Annotated in this window: 18 protein-coding genes; 6 read left to right on the forward strand and 12 right to left on the reverse strand. The window is 70.6% G+C overall.

The annotated features are described in order from the left end of the window. Positions 1-23: 23 nt before the first annotated feature. The 5 genes from AB0C16_RS20850 to dxr form a co-directional block, all read right to left on the reverse strand. A complete protein-coding gene (locus AB0C16_RS20850) occupies positions 24-428 on the reverse strand; it encodes a YbaB/EbfC family nucleoid-associated protein (protein WP_357685207.1) in 405 nt (134 codons plus the stop codon). Positions 429-682: 254 nt separating this feature from the next. Beyond that, entirely contained in the window at positions 683-1,525 is an 843-nt protein-coding gene (locus AB0C16_RS20855) for a GNAT family N-acetyltransferase (RefSeq protein ID WP_357685282.1), read from the reverse strand. Between the two features lie 36 nt (positions 1,526-1,561). After that, a complete protein-coding gene (locus AB0C16_RS20860; protein ID WP_357685209.1) occupies positions 1,562-3,136 on the reverse strand; it encodes an alpha/beta hydrolase in 1,575 nt (524 codons plus the stop codon). A gap of 128 nt (positions 3,137-3,264) precedes the next feature. Further along, positions 3,265-4,431, reverse strand: coding sequence for a flavodoxin-dependent (E)-4-hydroxy-3-methylbut-2-enyl-diphosphate synthase (gene ispG / locus AB0C16_RS20865; RefSeq protein ID WP_357685211.1), 1,167 nt, complete (start codon positions 4,429-4,431; stop codon positions 3,265-3,267). A gap of 42 nt (positions 4,432-4,473) precedes the next feature. Further along, on the reverse strand, positions 4,474-5,664 hold the full coding sequence (gene dxr, locus AB0C16_RS20870) for a 1-deoxy-D-xylulose-5-phosphate reductoisomerase (protein WP_357685213.1): 1,191 nt from the start codon (positions 5,662-5,664) through the stop codon (positions 4,474-4,476). A 197-nt stretch (positions 5,665-5,861) separates the two neighbouring features. Here dxr and AB0C16_RS20875 point away from each other — a divergent pair, with 197 nt between their 5' ends. Next, on the forward strand, positions 5,862-6,863 hold the full coding sequence (locus AB0C16_RS20875) for a peptidase (protein WP_357685215.1): 1,002 nt from the start codon (positions 5,862-5,864) through the stop codon (positions 6,861-6,863). A 57-nt stretch (positions 6,864-6,920) separates the two neighbouring features. Further along, positions 6,921-7,994, forward strand: a complete 1,074-nt coding sequence (locus tag AB0C16_RS20880; protein ID WP_357685217.1) for a trypsin-like serine protease — start codon at positions 6,921-6,923, stop codon at positions 7,992-7,994. A gap of 16 nt (positions 7,995-8,010) precedes the next feature. On the opposite strand, the gene AB0C16_RS20885 is transcribed toward AB0C16_RS20880, so the two are convergent. After that, on the reverse strand, positions 8,011-9,438 hold the full coding sequence (locus tag AB0C16_RS20885) for an aldehyde dehydrogenase family protein (RefSeq protein ID WP_357685219.1): 1,428 nt from the start codon (positions 9,436-9,438) through the stop codon (positions 8,011-8,013). A 230-nt stretch (positions 9,439-9,668) separates the two neighbouring features. Here AB0C16_RS20885 and AB0C16_RS20890 point away from each other — a divergent pair, with 230 nt between their 5' ends. Beyond that, positions 9,669-10,292 carry a TetR/AcrR family transcriptional regulator gene (locus tag AB0C16_RS20890; RefSeq protein WP_357685221.1) on the forward strand — a complete coding sequence of 208 codons (624 nt, stop codon included), beginning with the start codon at positions 9,669-9,671 and terminating at the stop codon, positions 10,290-10,292. On the opposite strand, the gene AB0C16_RS20895 is transcribed toward AB0C16_RS20890, so the two are convergent. Then, positions 10,252-11,835 (reverse strand): PucR family transcriptional regulator ligand-binding domain-containing protein, encoded by a 1,584-nt coding sequence (locus tag AB0C16_RS20895; protein ID WP_357685223.1) that lies wholly within the window; start codon positions 11,833-11,835, stop codon positions 10,252-10,254. The genes AB0C16_RS20890 and AB0C16_RS20895 overlap by 41 nt on opposite strands. 94 nt (positions 11,836-11,929) lie before the next feature. Here AB0C16_RS20895 and gabT point away from each other — a divergent pair, with 94 nt between their 5' ends. Continuing rightward, positions 11,930-13,258: a 4-aminobutyrate--2-oxoglutarate transaminase gene (gabT, locus tag AB0C16_RS20900; RefSeq protein WP_357685225.1), complete on the forward strand. Its 1,329-nt coding sequence runs from the start codon at positions 11,930-11,932 to the stop codon at positions 13,256-13,258. Positions 13,259-13,433: 175 nt separating this feature from the next. After that, positions 13,434-13,667 carry a hypothetical protein gene (locus AB0C16_RS20905; protein ID WP_357685226.1) on the forward strand — a complete coding sequence of 78 codons (234 nt, stop codon included), beginning with the start codon at positions 13,434-13,436 and terminating at the stop codon, positions 13,665-13,667. Here AB0C16_RS20905 and AB0C16_RS20910 read toward each other — a convergent pair. From AB0C16_RS20910 to AB0C16_RS20925, 4 genes are all read right to left on the reverse strand, one after another. After that, positions 13,664-14,869: a saccharopine dehydrogenase C-terminal domain-containing protein gene (locus AB0C16_RS20910; RefSeq protein ID WP_357685228.1), complete on the reverse strand. Its 1,206-nt coding sequence runs from the start codon at positions 14,867-14,869 to the stop codon at positions 13,664-13,666. The two genes, AB0C16_RS20905 and AB0C16_RS20910, sit on opposite strands and share 4 nt — an antisense overlap. A gap of 171 nt (positions 14,870-15,040) precedes the next feature. Then, positions 15,041-16,150 (reverse strand): extracellular solute-binding protein, encoded by a 1,110-nt coding sequence (locus AB0C16_RS20915; RefSeq protein WP_357685230.1) that lies wholly within the window; start codon positions 16,148-16,150, stop codon positions 15,041-15,043. A gap of 93 nt (positions 16,151-16,243) precedes the next feature. Further along, a complete protein-coding gene (locus tag AB0C16_RS20920) occupies positions 16,244-17,749 on the reverse strand; it encodes a CoA-acylating methylmalonate-semialdehyde dehydrogenase (RefSeq protein WP_357685232.1) in 1,506 nt (501 codons plus the stop codon). Then, positions 17,746-19,053: an aspartate aminotransferase family protein gene (locus AB0C16_RS20925; protein WP_357685234.1), complete on the reverse strand. Its 1,308-nt coding sequence runs from the start codon at positions 19,051-19,053 to the stop codon at positions 17,746-17,748. The genes AB0C16_RS20920 and AB0C16_RS20925 overlap by 4 nt, the downstream gene beginning before the upstream one ends. A gap of 312 nt (positions 19,054-19,365) precedes the next feature. Between AB0C16_RS20925 and AB0C16_RS20930 the strand changes: the two genes are divergently transcribed. Beyond that, positions 19,366-20,061 carry an alternative oxidase gene (locus AB0C16_RS20930; RefSeq protein ID WP_357685236.1) on the forward strand — a complete coding sequence of 232 codons (696 nt, stop codon included), beginning with the start codon at positions 19,366-19,368 and terminating at the stop codon, positions 20,059-20,061. Here AB0C16_RS20930 and AB0C16_RS20935 read toward each other — a convergent pair. Continuing rightward, positions 20,058-21,503 carry an MFS transporter gene (locus AB0C16_RS20935; protein ID WP_357685238.1) on the reverse strand — a complete coding sequence of 482 codons (1,446 nt, stop codon included), beginning with the start codon at positions 21,501-21,503 and terminating at the stop codon, positions 20,058-20,060. The genes AB0C16_RS20930 and AB0C16_RS20935 overlap by 4 nt on opposite strands. Positions 21,504-21,556: the final 53 nt, after the last annotated feature.

A 21,556-nucleotide genomic window follows, 5' to 3' on the forward strand; every position in this document is an offset into this window, starting at 1 on the left:
CGAGCACCGGAAAGTGGCGGGGCTCATAGCTGTCCCAACTGCCGATTCAAGTCTTCTAGCAGCTGAAGGGTGGCATCGCGTCCAGGCCCGGACACGCTCTCGGTCCCCGCGGCACCAGCGCGGCCATCATCGACTGCAGCAACCGTCATCTGCCGCATCTGCCGGGCGCCGTCCTCAAGCGCGGCATTGACCGCCGCAACAATCGCCTCGGCCAGCTCATCAGAACCCAGCCGCATCACGCGTGGCTGAAGCTTCAGGCCCACCAGCCGGCCATCCGCGCCGACCCGCGCGGCCACCAGCCCTCCAGCCGCCTCGGCCTTGCCACTTACCTTCGCCATCTGATCCCGCAGCCGCTCCACCTCCCGGCCGACGCGGGCCAGTTCGGCATCCAGGCCGAAATCATCGTTCCCGCTCGAAGATACGGACATCCGCCTGTTCCTCATCATGTCTAATTGACACGCCTTTGATCTGCTTATCGCCGGCACCATGCCCTGCCCCGCCATACCAAGCAAATCCGCCCAGAACCGGTTAGAAATCTTCCTTGACTTCGTTGGCCCTCATAGCCGCAAGACCTGGGTGTATCCGGCCAACCGGGCGAGCCGGCTGGGAGAGCGGCCCGAGCCCCGTGGCGGTCTTGCCGCCACGTTCGACGGCAGTGCGAAACGTCATTGGACGAACCCTTTTAGAAGAGGACCGACATGAAGGTGTCGACCTCGTGGAAGCCCACCCGGCGGTAGACCGCCCGCGCCGAGGTGTTGAAGTCGTTGACGTACAAGGTGACCACGGGGGCGAAGCAGGCGAGGGCGGCCTCCACGACGGCGGCCATCCCCGCGACCGCGTGTCCTCGCCCGCGCAGGTCGGGGTCCACCCAGACGCCCTGGATCTGGCTGGCGAACGGGGTGACCGCGCCGATCTCCGCCTTGAACACCACGCGCCCGTCGTCGATGCGGGCGTACGACCTGCCGATGCGGATCAGCTCGGCGACCCGGGTGCGGTAGAGGGCGCCGCCGTCGCCGAGGTTGGGCGAGACGCCCACCTCCTCGGTGAACATCGCCACGCAGGCGGGCAGCAGGATGTCGAACTCCTCCGGCCGGACCCGCCGCACCAGCGGGTCGGCGGGGACGGGCGGCTTCCGCGAGGTGGCCATGACCGGCTGCGCCCACCTGATCGCGCGGGCCCTGCCCCAGTAGGGCTCCAGCCGCTCCCACATCAGCGAGACCGCGTCGACCGGGCCCACGATCGACGAGCAGCGGCGGCCCTGCTTGCGGGCCCGGTCGGCGAAGGCGTGCACGGCCTCGGGACCGGCGGCGACCGGCACCAGGTTGGCTCCGGCGTAGCAGAGCGAAACGAGACCGCCGCGCGGCCCGAACCCCCACATCTGCCCGCCCAGCCGCGCCGGACTGAGTCCGACGGTCCGCACTCGGGAGGCGACGAAGACGTTGGCGACCGGGTCGTTGTCGAGCAAGGCGAGTGCCTCGTCCCGGTCGCTGTCGTCGAGCACGCGCGACGCCGATGTACGCAGCATCACATGGTCAGACTACGCGAACGACTACGGATTGGCTTATCTGGTCAGTACGTCGGTGAGCCGATCGTGACCCAACGACCCGCCGGCCGCCATGCGCGCCACGGCGCGGGGGGCGGGCGCGGCGTCGCAGGCGGCGGTCCGCGCCGGAATCGTGCCGTCGGTCAGGTACGCGGCCAGGTGACGGTCGACGCACCGGTTGCCGGCCAGCGAGACGCCATGGTTGCCGCCCGCCTCCACGACCATCCGCGCGGTCGGGAAGCGGCGCAGCATGTGCAGAGCCCCCTGGTACGGCGTGGCGGCGTCACCGCGCGACTGGAGCATGAGGATGGGCGGCAGCTTCGTCGACCCCTGGACGGTGACCGGCGTGCCCCCGGCGACCGACCAGAAGGCGCACGGCGCGTTGAACCAGGCGTTGGACCACGTCATGAACGGCGCACGGCGGTGCATGCGGGTCATGTCGTGCCGCCAGGTGTCCCACGAGCGCGGCCAGGCGGCGTCACGGCACTGCACGCTCAGGTAGACGGCGTAACCGTTCTCGTCCTCGGCGTCCTGGCTCCCGAACCGGTTGTACGCCTCGGCCAGCCCCTTGACGTCACCCTCGCGCACGTACGCCGACCAGACCCGGGCCAGCTCCGGCCAGATCCGGTCGGTGTAGCCGCCGACGGTGAACAGGTCGTCGAGCTCGCTCGGGCCGACGACCCCGCCGGCGGGCCGGTCGCGCAGCCTGGAGCGCATGGCGTACCAGGCGAACCTGGTCTCCTTGGCCGTGCCGCCGAGCCTGTAGACCGCGTTGTGCCGCGCGGTCCAGGCGAGGAAGTCGCGGTGCCTGCGGTCGAAGGCGGGATCCTGGTCCAGGTTGGACTGGTACCAGACGTCGTCGGGGCTGACCGAGCTGTCCATGACGAGGCGCTTGACCCGGTCGGGGAAGAGCGTGGCGTAGACGCCGCCGATGTAGGTGCCGTAGGAGTAGCCGAGGTAGCTGATCTGCTGCTCGCCCAGCGCGGCACGGATGGAGTCGAGGTCCCTGGCGACGTTCTCGGTGGTCATGTGGGGCAGCAGCCAGGCCCACAGGTTGCCGCAGCGACTGGCGTAGTCGGCGGCCCGGTCGACCAGGGCGCGCTCGTCGCGCCTGGTGCGCGGCACCGCGTCGGGGCGCGGCGGCGCGTAGTAGGACGAGGCGTCGACGCACCGCATGGCGGGCTGGCTGCGCCCCACCCCGCGCGGATCGAAGCCGACCACGTCATAGCGCGCGGCCAGGTCGGCGGGCAGCGCGGCGGCCACGTATTCGGCCAGCCGGAGCCCCGAAGCGCCCGGCCCGCCGGGGTTGACGAGCAGCGTGCCCAGGTGGTTGGCGTCGCGCGAGACCGTGCCCCGGATCCGGTTGACGGCCAGCTTGATCGACTGACCCCACGGCTCGCGGTAGTCGAGCGGCACGCGGATCGTCGCGCACTCCACACCAGGAGTCGCGACGGGCGTCGCCGCGGTCCGGGGGCACGCGCCCCAGGCGACCTCGTCGACCGGCCGGCTCCCCGCGGCGGCGGCCCCCTGGACGCCCGCCACTCCGCCGGACAGCATCACCAGTGCGGTGACAACCCCTGCGAATCGCTTCACCTGCCCGCTTCCCCATCTCATAGGGAGAAATGCTGGCGCGGGTGACGGATCGGTGACGCTGAGTATGGGAAAAGCTTGCCAACTTGTAATCAGACGATTGCACGCCGTAACGATCGGGGGTGGCTGGGTCAGCCCACGGTGACCTGCGGACCGGTGGCGTCGTCGTCGAGGTCGACCTCCACGCCCATCTCCTCGGCGATGCGCAGGGCCTCCTCGATCAGGGTCTCCACGATCTGCGACTCGGGCACCGTCTTGATGACCTCGCCCTTGACGAAGATCTGCCCCTTGCCGTTGCCCGAGGCGACCCCGAGGTCGGCCTCGCGCGCCTCGCCGGGCCCGTTGACCACGCAGCCCATGACGGCCACCCGCAGCGGCACCGTCAGGCCCTCGAGCCCGGCCTGCACCTGCTCGGCCAGCGTGTAGACGTCGACCTGGGCGCGCCCGCACGACGGGCAGGACACGATCTCCAGGCCGCGCTCGCGCAGCCCGAGCGACTCGAGGATCTGGGCGCCGACCTTGACCTCCTCCACGGGAGGCGCCGACAGCGACACCCTGATCGTGTCGCCGATGCCCTCGGCCAGCAGCGCGCCGAAGGCCACTGCCGACTTGATCGTGCCCTGGAAGGCCGGACCGGCCTCGGTGACGCCCAGGTGGAGGGGGTAGTCGCACCTGGCGGCCAGCAGCCGGTAGGCGTTGATCATGACGACCGGGTCGTTGTGCTTGACCGAGATCTTGATGTCGCGGAAGCCGTGCTCCTCGAACAGCGAGCACTCCCACAGCGCCGACTCGACCAGCGCCTCGGGCGTGGCCTTGCCGTATTTCTCCAGCAACCGCGGGTCGAGCGAGCCGGCGTTGACGCCGATGCGGATGGGCACGCCGTGGTCGGCGGCCGCCCTGGCGATCTCGCCCACCTTGTCGTCGAACTTCTTGATGTTGCCGGGGTTGACCCGCACGGCCGCGCAGCCCGCCTCGATCGCGGCGAAGACGTACTTGGGCTGGAAGTGGATGTCGGCGATCACCGGGATCTGCGACTTCCGGGCGATCGTCGGCAGCGCCTCGGCGTCGTCCTGGGACGGCACGGCCACGCGGACGATCTGGCAGCCCGAGGCGGTGAGCTCGGCGATCTGCTGCAGGGTGGCGTTGACGTCGGCGGTGACCGTGGTGGTCATCGACTGAACGGAGACGGGAGCGTCGCCCCCCACGGGCACGCTGCCTACCATGATCTGGCGGGAGTGTCGGCGTTCGGCGAGCGGCTTGGTGCGGACCGTCGGGATGCCGAGTGCTACAGAAGCCATTTCTCCCTCTTGGGTGTCGACGACGTTGTCCAGTCTAGGTAGCTATCGGGACTGCCGGGCCGTGATCTCCGCCGCCCGGACGCGGGCCCAGGCGTCGGCGGCGAGCACCTCCTCGACCGTGTCGGCCGGGGTGACCTGGTGCTCTTGGACGACCTCGGCCACGGTGTCGACGATCGCCGGGAACGGCAGGTCACCGCGCATGAACGCGTCGAGGCTCGCCTCGTTGGCCGCGTTGTAGACGGCGGGCGCGGTGCCGCCCTCGGCGCCGACGTGCCTGGCCAGCGCGACGGCGGGGAAGGCCTCGTCGTCGAGCGGCTCGAAGGTCCAGGTGTGGGCGGTGGTCCAGTCGATGGGCCGGCCGGCGCCGGCGAGGCGGGCGGGGTGGCCGAGCGCCAGCGCGATCGGCAGCCGCATGTCCGGCGGGCTGGCCTGCGCGATGGTGGAGCCGTCGATGAACTCGACCATGGAGTGGATGATCGACTGCGGGTGCACCACCACCGCGATCCGGTCGAAGCCGATGTCGAAGAGCAGGTGGGCCTCGATCACCTCCAGCCCCTTGTTGACCAGGGTGGCGGAGTTGACGGTGATCACCGGGCCCATGGACCAGGTGGGGTGGGCCAGTGCCATCTCGGGCGTCACATCGGCCATCTCGGCCCGCTTCATGCCCCTGAACGGCCCGCCGCTCGCGGTGATCACGAGCTGCTTGACGGCGTCGGGGTCGTGGCCGCCGGGCCCGGACGCCCACAGGCACTGCTGCACGGCCGAGTGCTCGGAGTCGACGGGGAGGATCTGGCCCGGCTTGGCCAGCCGCTTCACCAGGGGCCCGCCGATGATCAGCGACTCCTTGTTGGCCAGCGCGAGTGTGCGGCCGGCCTCCAGCGCGACCAGCGTGGAGGTCAGGCCGAGCGCGCCGGTGATGCCGTTGAGCACCACGTCGGCCTGCCAGGCGGCCACCTCCGCGACGCCCTCGGGCCCGGCGAGGACCGTGGGATCGGCGCCGAGCGCCGCCAGCGCCTCGCGCAGGGCCGGGACCGCCGAGGGGTCGGCGACGGCCACGGCCTCGGCGCCGAACTCGGCCGCCTGCCTGGCCAGCAGCTCGACCTTGCCTCCGCCGGCCGCGAGCGCGGCGACGCGGAACCCCCTCGGGTTGGCGGCGATGACATCGAGGGCCTGGGTGCCGACCGAGCCGGTGGAGCCGAGGACGACCACGGAGCGGAGGGTGTCTGCATGCACCCGTCCATTGTCCCCGCTCCGCGCGGTGTCCAGACACGGGGCCCGGCGGCGGCCGAAAACTCGCGACGAATGTGACGGCAGATATTTGAGCGCGTTAATGCCGGAATAGCGCTATATCCGAATGCGCAAATGTCGAGAAATCCGGATATTGCCCCCGCTACCTTCCAACCTCAGTTTCCGGTTTCGGGAGGTACGTAATGCACCGCAGAGTCGCTCTGCTTTCCGTCGTCACCCTCACCCTCGGGGGTGCCCTGCTTCCGGTGGGAGCGGCCCAGGCACGGACGGCGCCGCCCAAGCCCGCCGCCAAGGCCGCCGCCGACTCCTCCGCCGAGCAGAGGGCGGTCCTGCGGTACTGGACCCCGCAGAAGATGGAGGCGGCGCAGCCGCTCGCCGCGCCGGCCCCCAAGCAGGGCGCCACGATGGGGACCGGCGGCCCCGGCGAGCCGACCACGGGCACGCCCTGGACCACCCAGGGCACCGCCGTCTCCACCTCCCTGCGGGCGCAGGCCCCCAACAGCCCCGGCGCCGCGTGGACCGGCGGCGGCACGGTCACGCGCACCACCGGGCGGATCTTCTTCACCTACCAGGGGCGCAACTCCTCCTGCTCAGGCTCGGCCGTGACCAGCGCGAACAAGAGCGTGGTGATGACCGCGGGGCACTGCGTGAAGCTGGGCGGCGCGTTCCACACCAACTGGGTGTTCGTCCCGGGCTACGACAACGGCGACCGGCCCCACGGCACCTGGGTGGCGACCAGGCTGCTGACCACCCAGCAGTGGAACGCGAGCGAGGACATCAACTTCGACATCGCCGCCGCCGTGGTGGCGCCACTGGAGGGGAGGACGCTGGTCGACGCGGTGGGCGGGCAGGGGCTGGCGTTCAACCAGTCCAGGCGGCAGCAGATGTACGCGTTCGGCTACCCGGCGGCGGCGCCGTACGACGGGTCGAAGCTGATCTACTGCGCCGGGCGCGCGTTCGACGACTTTCTGATGTCCCGGGATCACGGCCTTACCTGCAACATGACCGGCGGCGCGAGCGGTGGTCCGTGGTTCAGGAATTTCGACGAGTCCACCGGGCTCGGCTCGCTGAACTCCGTGAACAGCTTCAAATACAACTTCGCCCCGAACTGGATGTTCGGCCCATATTTCGGAAATGAGGCTCAGGCCGTCTACCAGGCCGCGCAGAGCGCCAACACCCTCTGAGCGCTCTTTACCGAAAGTAGCGGCAACGACACATCCCGTAGTGCACACTCGGGTGCCATGACCTTGAGCACCCCCATGCTGGCAGCCGTTCCGCTCGTCGCGGGACTGATGGGCCCGGCTCTCGTAGGCGCCACTCCCACCCAACAGCGGGAGCCGCGGCCAGACCGTCCGGCCGCCGTCCAGCACCTGCCCGCGGCGAAGCGATCAGAGGTCGTCGAGCACGTGGCCGCGCGCGGCTCCGCCGACCAGCGGCGGGTGCTCGACTACTGGACACCGCAGCGGATGGCCGCGGCCCTGCCGATCGACTTGCTGGACATCGTCACCAAGGGCGGCGGCCTGGTGAGCGGGCTGACCGGCAAGGCGGGGGTGGGCCTCGCGCCCGAGCTGTCGGGCGCGACCACGAAGGTCGCCACCCGCCGCCACCTGTCGGCCAGACCCCAGCAGCGGACCGCCGGCTCCCGCTGGATGACGGGCGGCGCGGTGACCCGCACCACCGGGCGGGTGTTCCTCACCGTGGCCGGGGCCGACTTCGTCTGCTCGGCCAGCACGGTCCGCAGCGCCAACCGCGACGTGGTGGTCACCGCCGGCCACTGTGTCAAGGACGGCACCGGCCAGTGGGCCGACAACTGGACCTTCGTGCCCGGCTACCACGAGGGCGGCGGCCAGCCCTACGGCCGCTATCCCGCCCGCCGCATGTTCGTCGCCGCGCCGTGGTCCCACGCCGCCGACGACAGCTACGACGTGGGCATGGTGGCGCTGGCCACCTCGTCGGGCAGGCATGTGACCGACGTGGTGGGCGCCCAGGAGATCTCCTTCGACGCCCCGCGCGGCGGCCAGGCCTTCGGCTTCGGCTACCCCGCCGACCCGCCCTACAACGGCGAGCACCTGGTCTACTGCGCCGGCCCGCTGCACGACGACCCCCACGGCGAGACCCGCGACCAGGGCCTCGGCTGCGACATGACGGCCGGCTCCAGCGGCGGCCCCTGGTTGTCCCGCTTCGACCTCGGCAGCGGCCAGGGCACGGTCACCTCGGTGAGCAGCTTCAAGTACAGCGACGACCACCGCACGATGTACGGCCCCTACTTCAGCAGCTCGGCCAAGGCCCTGTTCACCGCCGCGGAGCGCTCCTGACCGGCGGCGCCGCCGGTCAGAGCATCAGCCCCGTCAGCACCATGACCTTCTCGTAGGTGTAGTCGCGCATGGCGGAGTTGAGCCCCTCGCGGCCCACGCCCGAGTCCTTGACGCCGCCGTACGGCATCTGGTCGGCCCGGTAGGAGGGCACGTCGCCGATGATCACGCCGCCTACCTCCAGCTCCCGGTTGGCCCGGAAGGCGGCGTCCAGCGAGCGGGTGAACACCCCGGCCTGCAGCCCGTACTTCGAGTCGTTGACCATCGCGTACGCCTCGTCGATCGAGGACACCCGCTGGAGGATCATGACGGGGCCGAAGACCTCCTCGCAGGAGAGCTTGGCGTCCGCCGGCACGTCGGCGAGGACGGTGGGGGCGACGGTGGCGCCGTCGCGGGTGCCTCCGGCGAGCACGCTCGCGCCGGCCGAGACGGCCTCCTTCACCCACTGCTCGACCCGCTCGGCCGCGGCGACGGACACCAGCGGGCCGACCTGGGTCTTCTCGTCGGCGGGGTCGCCGGTGACGAGCGCGCCGACGGCGGACAGCAGCCGCTCGGCGAACGCGTCGTAGACCGGCTCCTCGACGATCACCCGCTGTACGGCGATGCAGCTCTGGCCCGCCTGGTAGTTGGAGAACAGCGCGACGCGGGAGGCGGCCCAGTCGAGGTCGGCGTCGGCCAGGACGACGGCCGCGGCGTTGCCGCCGAGCTCCAGGGTCACGTGCTTGCGCGGGACCTGGTCGGCGATCGCGTAGCCGACGGGCGCCGAGCCGGTGAACGAGACGACGGGCAGCCGGGGGTCCTGGACCAGGCCGGCGGCCCGCTCGTTCTCGACCGGCAGCACCGAGAACATCCCGGCGGGCAGATCGGTCTCGGCCAGGATCTCGCCGAGGAGGAGCGCGGAGAGCGGGGTGGCCGGGGCGGGCTTGACGATCACGGGGGCGCCGACGGCGATGGCGGGGGCGACCTTGTGGGCGACCAGGTTGAGCGGGAAGTTGAACGGCGTGATGGCCAGCACCGGGCCGTGGGGGACGCGCGACACGTAGGCCAGGCGACCGGCCGCGGCGGGCTCGGTGTCGAGCCGCTGCACGTCGCCCGACCAGCGGCGGGTCTCCTCGGCGGCGAAGCGGAAGGTGGCGACGGCCCGGCCGACCTCGCCCCGGGCCCAGAAGATCGGCTTGCCGTTCTCGCGCGAGATCAGGTGGGCGATCTCGTCGGTCCGCTCCGCCAGGCGGCGCGAGACGTGGGCGAGCGCCTCGGCGCGCACATGCACGGGCAGCGCGGCGGCCTGCCGGGTCACCGCGTGGGCCGCGGCGACGGCCTCTTCGACCTGGGCCTCGGTGGGAACTGAGTAGCGGCCGACCTCGCGACCGTCATGGGGGTTGGTCACGGTGAGCTCGGTGTCCCCGGTGGCGGGGCGTCCTGCTAGCCAGAAGGTGCGCACGTCCATGCCATGACGTTATGCGACGGTGGAGACCGGGGATTTACACCACGTTGCACAAGTGTCCCGGCAGGGCTCACCGATAAGTACAAGCCCTCTTGTATACCCGCTATGTAACGGAAGTAGACCTAATTCGGGATGTTTACCATGCAGGGCGGTTTGAAGAATCTCCGCCATGGCTAAGTCTCGGGTGCGGGTTCCCCAGCGCGGTGGGCCCACGAGCAGAAAGGCGTGGGCCCATGACCTCCTCGGCGCCGCTCGGGCTTCAAGGCGCCTACCTGTTGGGCGAACGCGCCAGCCATGACGAGCTGCGTTCCCGGCTGCTCGACGTCGCGGTGAACCTCCTGGTCTCCGACGGGCCCGAGAGCCTGACCATGCGCAGGATCGCCACCGAGGCCGGCTGCACCACGACCGTCATCTACACGATGTTCGGCAACAGAGAGGGGCTCGCCGAGGCCCTCTATCTGGAGGGGTTCGAGCGGTTCCGGCGCTTCCTGGAGGCCGTGCCGCACCGCGGCGACCCTCTCGAGTACCTGACCGCGCTCGGCCCCGCCTACCGGCACGCCTGCCTGGCCGAGCCCGGCTACTACAGCCTCATGTTCGAGCGGGCGATCCCCGGCTTCGAACCCAGCGAGCGGGCCCGGACCCTCGCCCGCGCGGCGCTCAACCTCCTCGACCGGGCCATCGCCGACTGCATTTCCACCGGCTACCTCGTCGCCACCCAGCCACGCAAGATCGCCGACGCGCTGTGGGCCGCGGCGCAGGGCGCGATCAGCCTGGAGCGCGGGGGGCACCTGCGCGACGGCCGCACCTACGAAGTGGTCACGACGGCGACGATCTGCTGCTTTCTGGTGCAGAAGTAGCGGAAGCCGTCGCGGCCAGCGCGATCCACAGCTCGGCCCGCACGCCGGGATCGTCGAGGTCCCGGCCGAGCAGCTCGGCCACCCGCTTCATCCGGTAGCGCAGGGTGTGGCGGTGGATGCCGAGCCGCTGGGCGGCCGCGTCCCAGTGACCGTTGCTGTCGAGGTAGGCGCGGAGCGAGTCGACCAGGTCGGCTCGCGAGCCGTAACGCACGAGCGGGGCGAGCAGCGCGGCCCCGAACGCCTGCGCCGCGGCCGGGTCGAGCAGCTTGAGCACCCCCTGCCCGGCCAGCTCGGCGAACCGCACGACCCCGCCGCGACCGGCCTGCAGCGCCCGTCGCGCCTGGTCGAGGCCGCCGCGCAGGTCGCTGTAGGCGCACGGCGCGCTCATCCCCACGGACCCGCCGGCCTGCGCGGCCACCTTCTCGGCCGTCTCCTCGGTCACCAGCGCCACGGCCGGGCCCTCCTCGCCGAGGCGGGCGGCGAACGCGTGCGGCTCCAGCGCGTCGAGCGCCTCGCCGCCGGCGGCCAGCACGACCAGCGGCTCCTCGGGCGTCCGCGCGCCGAGCGTCTCCAGCACCTCACGTGCCCGCTCGGTCTCGCCGCCGAGCAGTAGCGCGAGCACGGCGGAGCGCACCCGGCGCTCGCCCTCGCGCTGGGCGCCGCCCTGCTCCAGCGCCAGGGTGAGGAGGGAGCCCGCCGCGTTGATCACCGTGTGGCTGACGGGTGAGAAGGCGTGCGCCGCGCCCACGGCGAAGAACCCGCGCGGCCGTGCCCCGCCGCCGAGTGGCTGCACGATGATCTGCCCGCCGGGCCCGGAGATCGCCAGACTGGCCGGTAGCCTCCCCGCGGACACCTGACCGGCCCTGCCCGTACCCGCCGGGGACCTGCCGGCGCCGGCCCGGCTCCCACCGCGCGGCCCCTGCCGGGACACCTCCTGCTCCGGGGCGCCGGACTCGCCGGGGGCGTGGCCGCCGCGCAGGCGGCTCAGCTCGGGCGCGACCGCCGCGACGCGGGCTCCGGGGGTGGCGTGACGCACCTCGCCAGCCTCGTCGAGCAACGCCGCCCAGCCGCCGACCTCCTTGGCCAGCCGGTCGACGACCGCGTGCATCCCCTCCGGCCGCAGCGCCGCCCGGGTCAGCCGGCCCTGCGCCGCGAAGGCCCGCGCTATCTCGTCGTACTGCTCGGCGGCCAGCAGCTCGCTGACCGTCTTGCCGATCGCGATGAACGGCGTCTCCCGCGGCACCTCCAGCAGCGGGAGCCCGGCCCGGGACGCGGCCTCCACCAGCTCGGCGGGCACGTCTTCGTGGGTCAGCCCGACGGCGAAGCCCAGCCCGGCCACTCCTCGCGCCACCAGCCGGGCGACATAGTCGGAAAAGTCATGCTCTAGCCGCATCCCCGTGGTCAGCAGCAGCTCGCCCCCTTCGAGGAAGGGAGTGGGGTCCTCGAGCTCGCTCACCGCCACCCAGCGGACGGCCGAGTCGAGTGTCCCGGCAAGGGGCCGCAGCCCCATCCGGCGCACCACGACCCGCAGTGAAGGCGCCATACGCGAAAGTTGTCCATTCTGGCAAAGGGAAGCACCACCAGTGTGCCATATCGACGTATCGGCGCAGGTCACGGCGGGCCGTACCGTCGAACACATGAGCATTCCCCAGGAGCGTCGTCTCGTCACCGCGATCCCCGGCCCGAAGTCACAGGAGCTGCTGGCCCGCAAGCAGGCAGCCGTCCCCACGGGCATCGGCACCACCCTGCCGGTCTTCGTGACGCGCGCCGGCGGCGGCGTCGTCGAGGACGCCGACGGCAACTCGCTGATCGACTTCGGCTCCGGGATCGCCGTCACCAACGTCGGCAACGCCGCGCCCAAGGTCGTGGAGCGGGTCCAGCGTCAGGTCGCCGACTTCACCCACACGTGTTTCATGGTCACCCCCTACGAGTCGTACGTTCAGGTGTGCGAGAAGCTCAACGAGCTGACCCCCGGCGACCATGACAAGCGCACCTTCCTGGTCAACAGCGGCGCCGAGGCCGTGGAGAACGCCGTCAAGATCGCCAGGCACGCCACCGGGCGGCAGGGCGTCGTGGTGTTCGACCACGGCTACCACGGCCGCACGCTGCTGACGATGACGCTGACGGCCAAGAACATGCCGTACAAGCACCGCTTCGGCCCGTTCGCGCCCGAGGTCTACCGGGTGCCGCTGGCCTACCCCTTCCGCTGGCCGACGGGCCCCGACAACTGCGCCGAGGAGGCCGCGGCCCAGGCCATCGACGTGATCACCAAGCAGATCGGCGCCGAGAACGTGGCCGCCGTGGTGATCGAGCCGATCGCGGGCGAGGGCGGCTTCATCGAGCCCGCCAAGGGCTTCCTGCCGCGGATCGCCGAGTTCTGCCGCGCGAACGGCATCGTGTTCGTCGCCGACGAGGTGCAGACCGGCTTCGCCCGCACCGGCGACCTGTTCGCCTGTGAGGACGAGGGCATCGTGCCCGACATCATCTGCACCGCCAAGGGCATCGCGGGCGGCCTGCCGCTGGCCGCGGTCACGGGCCGCGCCGAGCTCATGGACAAGGTGCACGCGGGCGGCCTCGGCGGCACCTACGGCGGCAACCCGCTGGCCTGCGAGGCGGCGCTGGGCGTGCTGGAGACCATCGCCGAGGACGACCTTGTCGCCAAGGCCAGGCGCATCGGCGAGATCATGCTGCCCCGGCTGGAGTCGATGCGCGAGCGGTTCGACGTGATCGGCGACGTGCGCGGGCGCGGCGCGATGATCGCGATCGAGGTGGTCAAGCCGGGCACCAAGGAGCCCGACCCGGCCGCCGTGGCCGAGGTCGCCAGGCGCTGCCACGCGGAGGGGCTGCTCGTGCTCACCGCGGGCACGTACGGCAACGTGCTGCGCTTCCTGCCGCCGCTGGTGATCCCCGAGAACCTCCTTGAGGAGGGCCTCGGGATCCTGGAGAAGGCATTCGCTGCCCTATAGAAAACCATACGAATCGGGCATCCAGCTTGTTGCTGGATGCCCGATTTTGTTGGTGTAAGGCGTGCTGAGCGGGTAGAGAATTCACTCTGGCTTGACGCGGAGCTAGACGACCAGGGGGACGGTCAGGGTTATAACGGATCCGGTAATCAGGTGAGCGATCACCACAGGGAGCGTGATGAACTGGAGCCCCACAGGAACGGCACGGGACATGGTGACGTTCGACCCTGATGATCTGAGCTCGGCGCAACGCGAGGGTGAGGCCTGCGTCGTCTGTCACAAGAGGTGGCCCCGGCCGCGCGTCCGCGTGGGCCGCCTGCCCGACCACTCGGCCGTGCTGGCCTGCGGCGACTGCGCCGAGGCCCTGGCTCCGGCCCCGCTGGCGACCGTGGTGGCCTTTCCCGCGCGTTAGGCGGCCTCACGCATCGCCCACGGCGAGCCGTACTCCTCGAGCAGGTCGAGGAACGGCACCGCGTCGAACGCCTCCGGGCCGAGCACGCCCTCGCCCTTCCAGACGCCGCTCGCGACCAGCTCCAGCGCCACGACCGGGTGGATGGCGGTCTGCCAGACCACTGCCTGCGAGCCGTACTCCGCCATCGACCAGGCGTTGTCCACCACGTGGTAGAGGTAGACCTCGCGCGGTGAGCCGTCCTTGCCGGTGCCCTTGACCCAGGTGCCCGCGCACGTCTTGCCGGACATCCGCTCGCCCAGCGTCGCCGGGTCGGGCAGGCTCGCGGCCACCAGATCGCGCGGAGCCACCTCCGCGCCGCCCACCCGGATCTTGTCCGCGCTGTCCAGGCCCAGCTTGCGCAGGGTCTTCAGGACGCCGATGAACTCCTCGCCGAGCCCGTACTTGAAGGTCACCCGCCGCGCCGGGATCCACCTGGGGACCAGCAGGACCTCCTCATGCTCGACGTTCACGCACTCCACGGGCCCGATGCCGGCCGGGAAGTCGAACACCTCGGGCTCGCTGAACGGCTCGGTGGTGCGCCACCGGCCGTCCTCCCAGACCACGGGCGGGTTGAGGCACTCCTCGATCGTGGTCCAGATCGAGAACGTCGGCGCGAAGTCGTAACCCTCGACGACCAGGTTGGACCCGTCCCTGACGCCGATCTCGTCGATGCTGTCGAACAGGTGGTCGGCGGCGTAGCGGGCGAACACGTCGGCCAGCCCCGGCTCGACCCCCATCCCGACCAGCGCGAGCCGCCCCGCGCCCCGCCACTCGCCGTCGCGCGCGAACTGCTCGTCGCCGAGCTTCACCCCCGTCTTCACATACGGCTCGCGCGGGTGCGGTCTGGACAGCGACATCGCCATGTCGAGGTAGTGTGCTCCGGCCGCCAGCGCCGCCTCGAACAGCGGCATGGTGAACCGCGGATCGACGGCGTTGAACAGCACGTCGCACCGGTGCTCACGGAGCGCGGCCTCGACCTGCGCCTGGTCGGAGGCGTCGAGCCGGATGGCGCTGAAGCGTGGGTCGTCCACGGCGGCGACGGCCTGGGCCGCCCGGTCCTGTTGGGAGTCGGCGACCACGATGTGTTCGTAGAAATCTCGGCGTGCGGCGATGGGGACGACTGCGGAGCCGACTCCGCCGGCCCCGACCAGGAGGATTCTCATACCCCGACCCTACTCACTGACTGGTCATTCAGTCAAAATTTGGGACCGGGGTCTCCGGAAACAGCGAGACGCCCCGGGGCGGGGGAAGGCCCGGGGCGTCTCAGCAGGTCGCACCCAGCGGGGGGACGGGTGCGCCCGCGGCTCCATCACATCTGCGCCGGCCGCCCCCGATCAGCCCACGAGTTCGCGCCAGCGTGCGGTCCAGGCGGCGTAATCAGTGCATTCCCGTTCATTGGCGGCGCAACCCCCGGGTGGACGGACGGCGAAGGCGATGCGGTCGAGCCGGCTCGCCTTGTCGGCCCCGTAGGCGTCGCAGACGCGCTTGGCCTTCGAGGTGCACGCCTTGAGGTTGGCCGGAGCGAGCCCGACCCAGGCCGCCGCGTTGCGCTGGACCGCGGGCGAGGCGGTGTAGGCCAGCCAGCGGTAGGCGCAGTCGGTGTTGGGCACTCCGGCACCGAGCATCCAGGAGTCGACCCAGCCGGTGGTCTCGCGGGCGCCGACGGCCTTGATCGGCTTGCCGGCCTTCCGCAGCAGCAGGCGATAGTAGGGCGTGGCCTGCGCGTAGTCGAGGGACCCCGTCGCGAAGCCCTTGACCAGGTCGAGGGGGTTCTTCCAGTAGGCGCGCTCGTCGTGCTTGCGGAGCAACCGCATCACCCGGTCGAGCTCTTCGGTGGTCAGCTCGTAGGGGTCGTCGACACCGCCGAGGGCGAGCGCGGCGTCGGCGATGGTCAGCGGACTGTCCTGGAGCGCCACGTCGTCGGAGTCGAACACCCGCCTCAGGTCGTCGCCGTCCTTGACCTTCGCCGAGTCGTAGAGGAACTCGTGGTAGCCCCACAGGTAGGGCACGCCGTAGACCTTGCCCGACTGGGTCGTCATGTCACGGAAGCGCTTGCTGAGGTCGGTGTAGCCGGTCACCCTGGCCGGGTCGATCGGCTGCACCCGCCTGCCCTCGATCAGCGAGGCGGCGAGGACGGGGCCCGCGGAGATCACGTCGTAGGGGCGCTCGTTGACCTTGGCGGCCATCTCGTCGGCGGTCTGCACGGTGTCGAAGCGGGCGATGCGGCAGCCGGTGACCCTCTCGAACTCGGAGGTGGTGCCGGAGTAGTCGGCGTAGCCGCGGTAGGTGAGAATCTGCAGCGTGCCGTCGCTCTGCGCCGGAGTCGCCGAGGGCGAGGACGAGGGCTTCGGCGTCGGCGTCGGCGTCGACGAGGGGCTCGCCGCGCCCGTGCCCGCGATCAGAGTCGTCACGGCGAGCGCCACGACCGGAATTCGGCGATCCAACGATGTCCCCCTTGCCCGTTGTCCAGGAGCTTACCGGGGGACGTCATCGCGGAGGGATGCGCGGCCGGAACGCGCACCCCTCCGTCGTACGGGCTACCTGTTGGTGGGGAAGCCGAGGTTCACACCGCCGTGCGACGGGTCGAGCCAGCGGGACGTGACGACCTTGCCGCGGGTGTAGAAGTGGACGCCCTCGGTGCCGTGCAGGTGCGTGTCACCGAAGAGCGAGGCCTTCCAGCCGCCGAAGCTGTAGAACGCCATGGGCACCGGGATCGGCACGTTGATCCCGACCATGCCGACCTCGACCTCGTTCTGGAAGCGCCGGGCGGCGCCGCCGTCGTTGGTGAAGATCGCGGTGCCGTTGCCGTACTCGCCGCCGTTGATGAGCTCCACCCCCTCCTCGTACGAGGCGACGCGGACGATCGTCAGGACGGGGCCGAAGATCTCCTCCGTGTGCACCCGCGAGCGCGGCGGCACGTGGTCGAGCACGCTCGGGCCGAGCCAGAAGCCGGACCTGTCGGCGGCCGTGCCACCGTCGAGCACGGCGGTCTCGCGGCCGTCGACGACCAGCTTGGCCCCCTCCTCGACGCCGAGGTCGAGGTAGGAGGCGACCTTGTCGCGGTGGGGCCCGGTGACGAGCGGCCCCATCTCCGACCTGGGATCGTCGCCGGGGCCGATCACCAGCTTGCCGACGCGCTCGACGATCTTCTCGACCAGCTCGTCGCCGATCGGGTCCACGGCCAGCACGACCGAGATGGCCATGCAGCGCTCACCGGCCGAGCCGAAGCCCGCCGACACGGCCGAGTCGGCGACCAGGTCGAGGTCGGCGTCGGGCAGCACGAGCATGTGGTTCTTGGCTCCGCCCAGCGCCTGCACGCGCTTGCCGTGGGCGGTGGCGGTCTCGTAGACGTACCTGGCGATGGGGGTGGAGCCGACGAAGGAGACGCCGCTCACGTCGGGGTGCTCCAGCAGCCGGTCGACGGCCACCTTGTCGCCCTGCACGACGTTGAACACGCCGTCGGGCAGCCCGGCCTCCTGCCAGAGCCGCGCCATGAGCAGCGACGCCGACGGGTCCTTCTCCGACGGCTTGAGGACGAACGCGTTGCCGCAGGCGATCGCGATCGGGTACATCCACATCGGCACCATGGCCGGGAAGTTGAACGGCGTGATGCCGGCGACGACGCCGAGCGGCTGGCGGATCGAGTAGGAGTCGACCCGGGTCGAGACGCCCTCGGAGAAGCCCCCCTTGAGCAGGTGCGGGATCCCGCAGGCGAACTCCACGACCTCCAGGCCGCGGGTCACCTCGCCGAGCGCGTCGGAGTGCACCTTGCCGTGCTCGGAGGAGATCAGCGCGGCCATCTCGTCGCGGTGGGCGTACATCAGCTCGCGGAAGCGGAACAGCACCTGCGCCCGCTTGACCAGCGACGCGTCGCGCCAGGCGGGGAAGGCCGCGACGGCGGCGGCCACGGCCGCGTCGACGTCGGCCGTGGCGGCCAGCGCGACGTGACCGCTGACCTCGCCGGTCGCCGGGTCGAAGATCTCGCCGGTGCGGCCGTCGCCGTCGACGAGAGTCCCGTTGATCCAGTGCTTGACTGACTTCACTGCGCTGCCTCTGCGTCGTTGACTTCGCGATCGGTGACTTCTCGGTTGATGACTTCGAGTGCGTTGACGATGATGCCCAGGCCCTCGGTGGCCTCGGCCACCGTCAGGGTGAGCGGCGGGGCCATCCGGATGGCCGTGCCGTACAGCCCGCCCTTGCCCGCGAGCAGGCCGGCCTTCTTCGTCTCCTCCATGAAGCGCCCGGCCTGGGCGGGGCTGCCCAGCTCGACGGCGAACATCAGGCCCTTGCCGCGGACGTCCTTGACGATCGGGAGCCGCTCGGCCGCCTCGCGCAGACCGTCGATGATGATCTTGCCGGTCCGGGCGGCGTTGGCCTGCAGGTCGTGGTCGAGCACGTAGTCGAGGGTCGCGTTGGCGGCGGCCATGGAGATCGGGTTGCCGCCGAACGTGGCCAGCCCCGTGGCGGGCAGGGCGTCCATCAGGTCGCCGCGCGCCACGACCCCGCCGACCGCGAACCCGTTGCCGAGGCCCTTGGCGAACGTCATCATGTCGGGCGTCACACCGTGATTCTGGATGCCGAAGAACGCGCTTCCCGTACGGCCCCAGCCGGTCTGCACCTCGTCGGAGATGAACAGGATGCCCTGCTCGTCGAGGACCTCCTTGTAGGCGGCGAACAGCCCGTCGGGGGCCATCGTGAACCCGCCCACTCCCTGGATCGGCTCGGCGATCAGCGCGGCCACGTCGTTCGACACGGCGGTGGCCAGCAGGTGGCGCAGGTCGTCGACGCACACCTTGATGTAGTCGGCGTCGGACAGCCCCCTGAACTGGGCGAGCTGCCGGTCGGCGCCGTGCAGGAAGTGCACGTTCAGCGGGGAGAGCGAGCTGTTCTTCCAGGACCGGTTGGAGGTGACGCTGACGGTTCCGAAGCTGCGGCCGTGGTAGCTCTGCCGCATGGCCAGCACCTGGTCGCTCTTGCGGGCGTAGGTGGCGAGCAGCAGCGCGGTCTCGTTGGCCTCGGTGCCGGAGTTGGTGAAGAAGACCTTGGCGTCGGGGATGCCGGACAGCCTGGCGATCTTCTCGGCCAGCTCGATCTGGCCGCGCAGGAGGTAGACGGTGCTGGTGTGCACGACGCCGGTGGCGAGCTGCCGTTCGACCGCCTCGCGCACCTCGGGCACGTCATAACCGATCATGTTGGTCAGGATGCCGGCGAAGAAGTCCAGATAGCTCTTGCCATCGGCGTCGACGACGCGGTTGCCCTTGCCGCTGACGATCTCGATGGGCTCGTTGTAGTTGAGGGCCACCCAGTTGGGGATGACTGCCCGGTGGCGCGCGAGGAGGTCCGACATATCTTGAGTATCCCGGTTTTTGGCCGGTGCTCCAATCGCCAATGTGTCGCTATACGGACAATCCACCTTACAGGTTGTACACCACCCCTTCCTAATGACCATATGTCTAGACATTAAGCTCTACGTGCCCGTGTCGTGAAGAGCCCCGGCTCGTCCCCTAGGGGATCTCCCGTCCGCCCGCAGGCGTACGCCTCCGGGCGCCGCTACCCCTCGGGAGGCACCCCGGAAGCCCACCGGAGGCCGACGACCGGAAGGGGCCCGATAAAGCACGATCAGGTCATCACACCAGGAAGCGACCTGAGGAGAACGGCCATGACCGTCACCATCACCCGGCTCCCCGAAGCCCCCGCCGGCCCGCCGAAGCTCGACCACGACCAGTTGCTCCTCGCCCAGCGGCAGACGCTCGACACCCCGCGGATGAAGTACAGCCTGCTGGCCAAGATGATGTTCAAGCCCGTGGACATCATGTACGGCAAACGGGGCTCCTACACCAAGTTCGCCATGCTGGAGATCATCGCCCGTGTCCCCTACCAGGCGTGGGAGCGCGTGGGCTACTGGGCCGTTCACCGTCATGCCGGGCACTCCGCACTGGCCAGGAGAGTCTTCGAACGGATCGTGGAGGCCCGCGCCGACCAGGACAACGAGCAGTGGCACCTGCTGATCATGCAGGACCTCGTCCAGCGTCACGGCCACCGGCAGACCTGGCTGCTGCACAAGGCGGCGCCCTGGCTGATCTCGTTCTTCTACTACCACGTGTCGTGGATGCTGTTCCTGGTCCGGCCCGACTGGAGCTACCGGCTCAACGCCGAGTTCGAGGACCACGCCGAGCACGAGTACATGACGTTCGTGGCGGAGAACCCGGAGCTCGACCTCGTGCCGGACCCGGGCACCTACGCCGCCGAGTACGGCCGCTACCGCTCGGTGGCCGACCTGCTCAGACAGGTGGGCCACGACGAGCGGACGCACAAACTGGACAGCCTGAGGAGCATACGCGAGCCGCGGCGCTAGACCTCCACCGGCTCGGGGGCGACGGGCGCGGCCGGGCGCAGCATGCTCACCGCGAGCAGCGCGGCGGCCACGCAGAACGCGGCCCCCACCCAGGAACCGACGTGCATGGCGGTGGTGAAGGCCTCGTTCGCGGGGCCCTGCAGACCGACGACGTGCGCGGCGCCGATCGACTCGCGGGCCGCGTCGGGCGCGCCGGCCGGCATCCGCGAGGTGAACACCCCGGCCAGCACGCTGCCCAGGACGGCGATGCTCAGGGCCATGCCGACCTGCTGCACGGTGTCGTTGAGCGCCGAGCCGACACCAGCGTGCTCGACCGGGATCGCGCCCATCAGCGAGGCGTAGGCCGAGGGACCGGCGAGTCCGGCCCCGATCCCCATGATCACCAGAGCGGCGGCCAGCGGCGCGTATCCGGTGGTGGTCGCCATGACCGCGAAGCCGCCCGCCATGACCAGCAGGCCCGCCCCGACCAGCACCCGGTTGCTCACCTTCTGGCCGAGCCCGGCGCCGACCCCGTTGAAGACGGCCGCCGCCACGGCGTAGGGCAGCAGCGCCAGGCCCGCCTTCATCTCCTTGTAGCCCAGCACGAACTGCAGGTACTGGGTCAGCATCAGCATCACGGCGCCCGCGCCGAACGACATCAGCAGGATGGAGAACGACGCCCCGCTGAAGTTGCGGTTGGCGAACAGGTGCAGCGGCAGCATCGGGTGCGGCGAGCGGCGTTCCCAGACCACGAACGCGGTGAGGGCGGCGACGGCGAGCGCGATGCCGAGCACGTTCCACTCGCGTTCGATGATGACGTAGACGGCCGAGGTCAGGCCGACGACGGAGAGCACCACACCGACGGGGTCGATCCGCCGCCCGGCGCTGCGGGTCTCCGGCATCAGCACCACGGCCGCCACGATCGCGAGCGCCGCGATGGGGATGTTCAGCAGGAAGACCGAGCCCCACCAGTAGTGCTGCAGCAGGAAGCCGCCCAGCGTCGGGCCGGAGACCATGCCGACCACGGCGACCGCGCTCCAGGCGGCCATAGCCTTGCGCCGTTCGGAGTCGTCGAAGACGGTCATCAGGATCGACAGCGTCGAGGGCATCATGATCGACCCGCCGACGCCCATCAGCGCCCGCGCGCCGATCACCTGCCACGGCTCCGCGGCCAGCACGGCGAGCAGCGACGCTCCGCCGAAGAAGGCCAGTCCGACGATCAGGAACAATCTTCGGCCGTACCTGTCGGAAAGGCTGCCCGCGGTGATCAGCAGGCCGGCGAAGGCCAGCACGTAGGCGTCGATGATCCACTGGATGTCGGCCGGGCTCGCGCCCAGGTCCGTGATCAGCGACGGGATGGCCAGGATGAGGACGGTGTTGTCCACCACCAGGACCAGCAGCGAGAGACAGAGGACGACGAGAATCCACCAGCGCCGTGGATCTCGTACAGTGTTCGAGTTCACTCGCACACTGTACGACGAGACTCGTACAGTGTGCGAGTGGATTTATCCTGGGA

Source organism: Nonomuraea sp. NPDC048916 (assembly GCF_040649575.1).
Lineage (GTDB): Bacteria > Actinomycetota > Actinomycetes > Streptosporangiales > Streptosporangiaceae > Nonomuraea.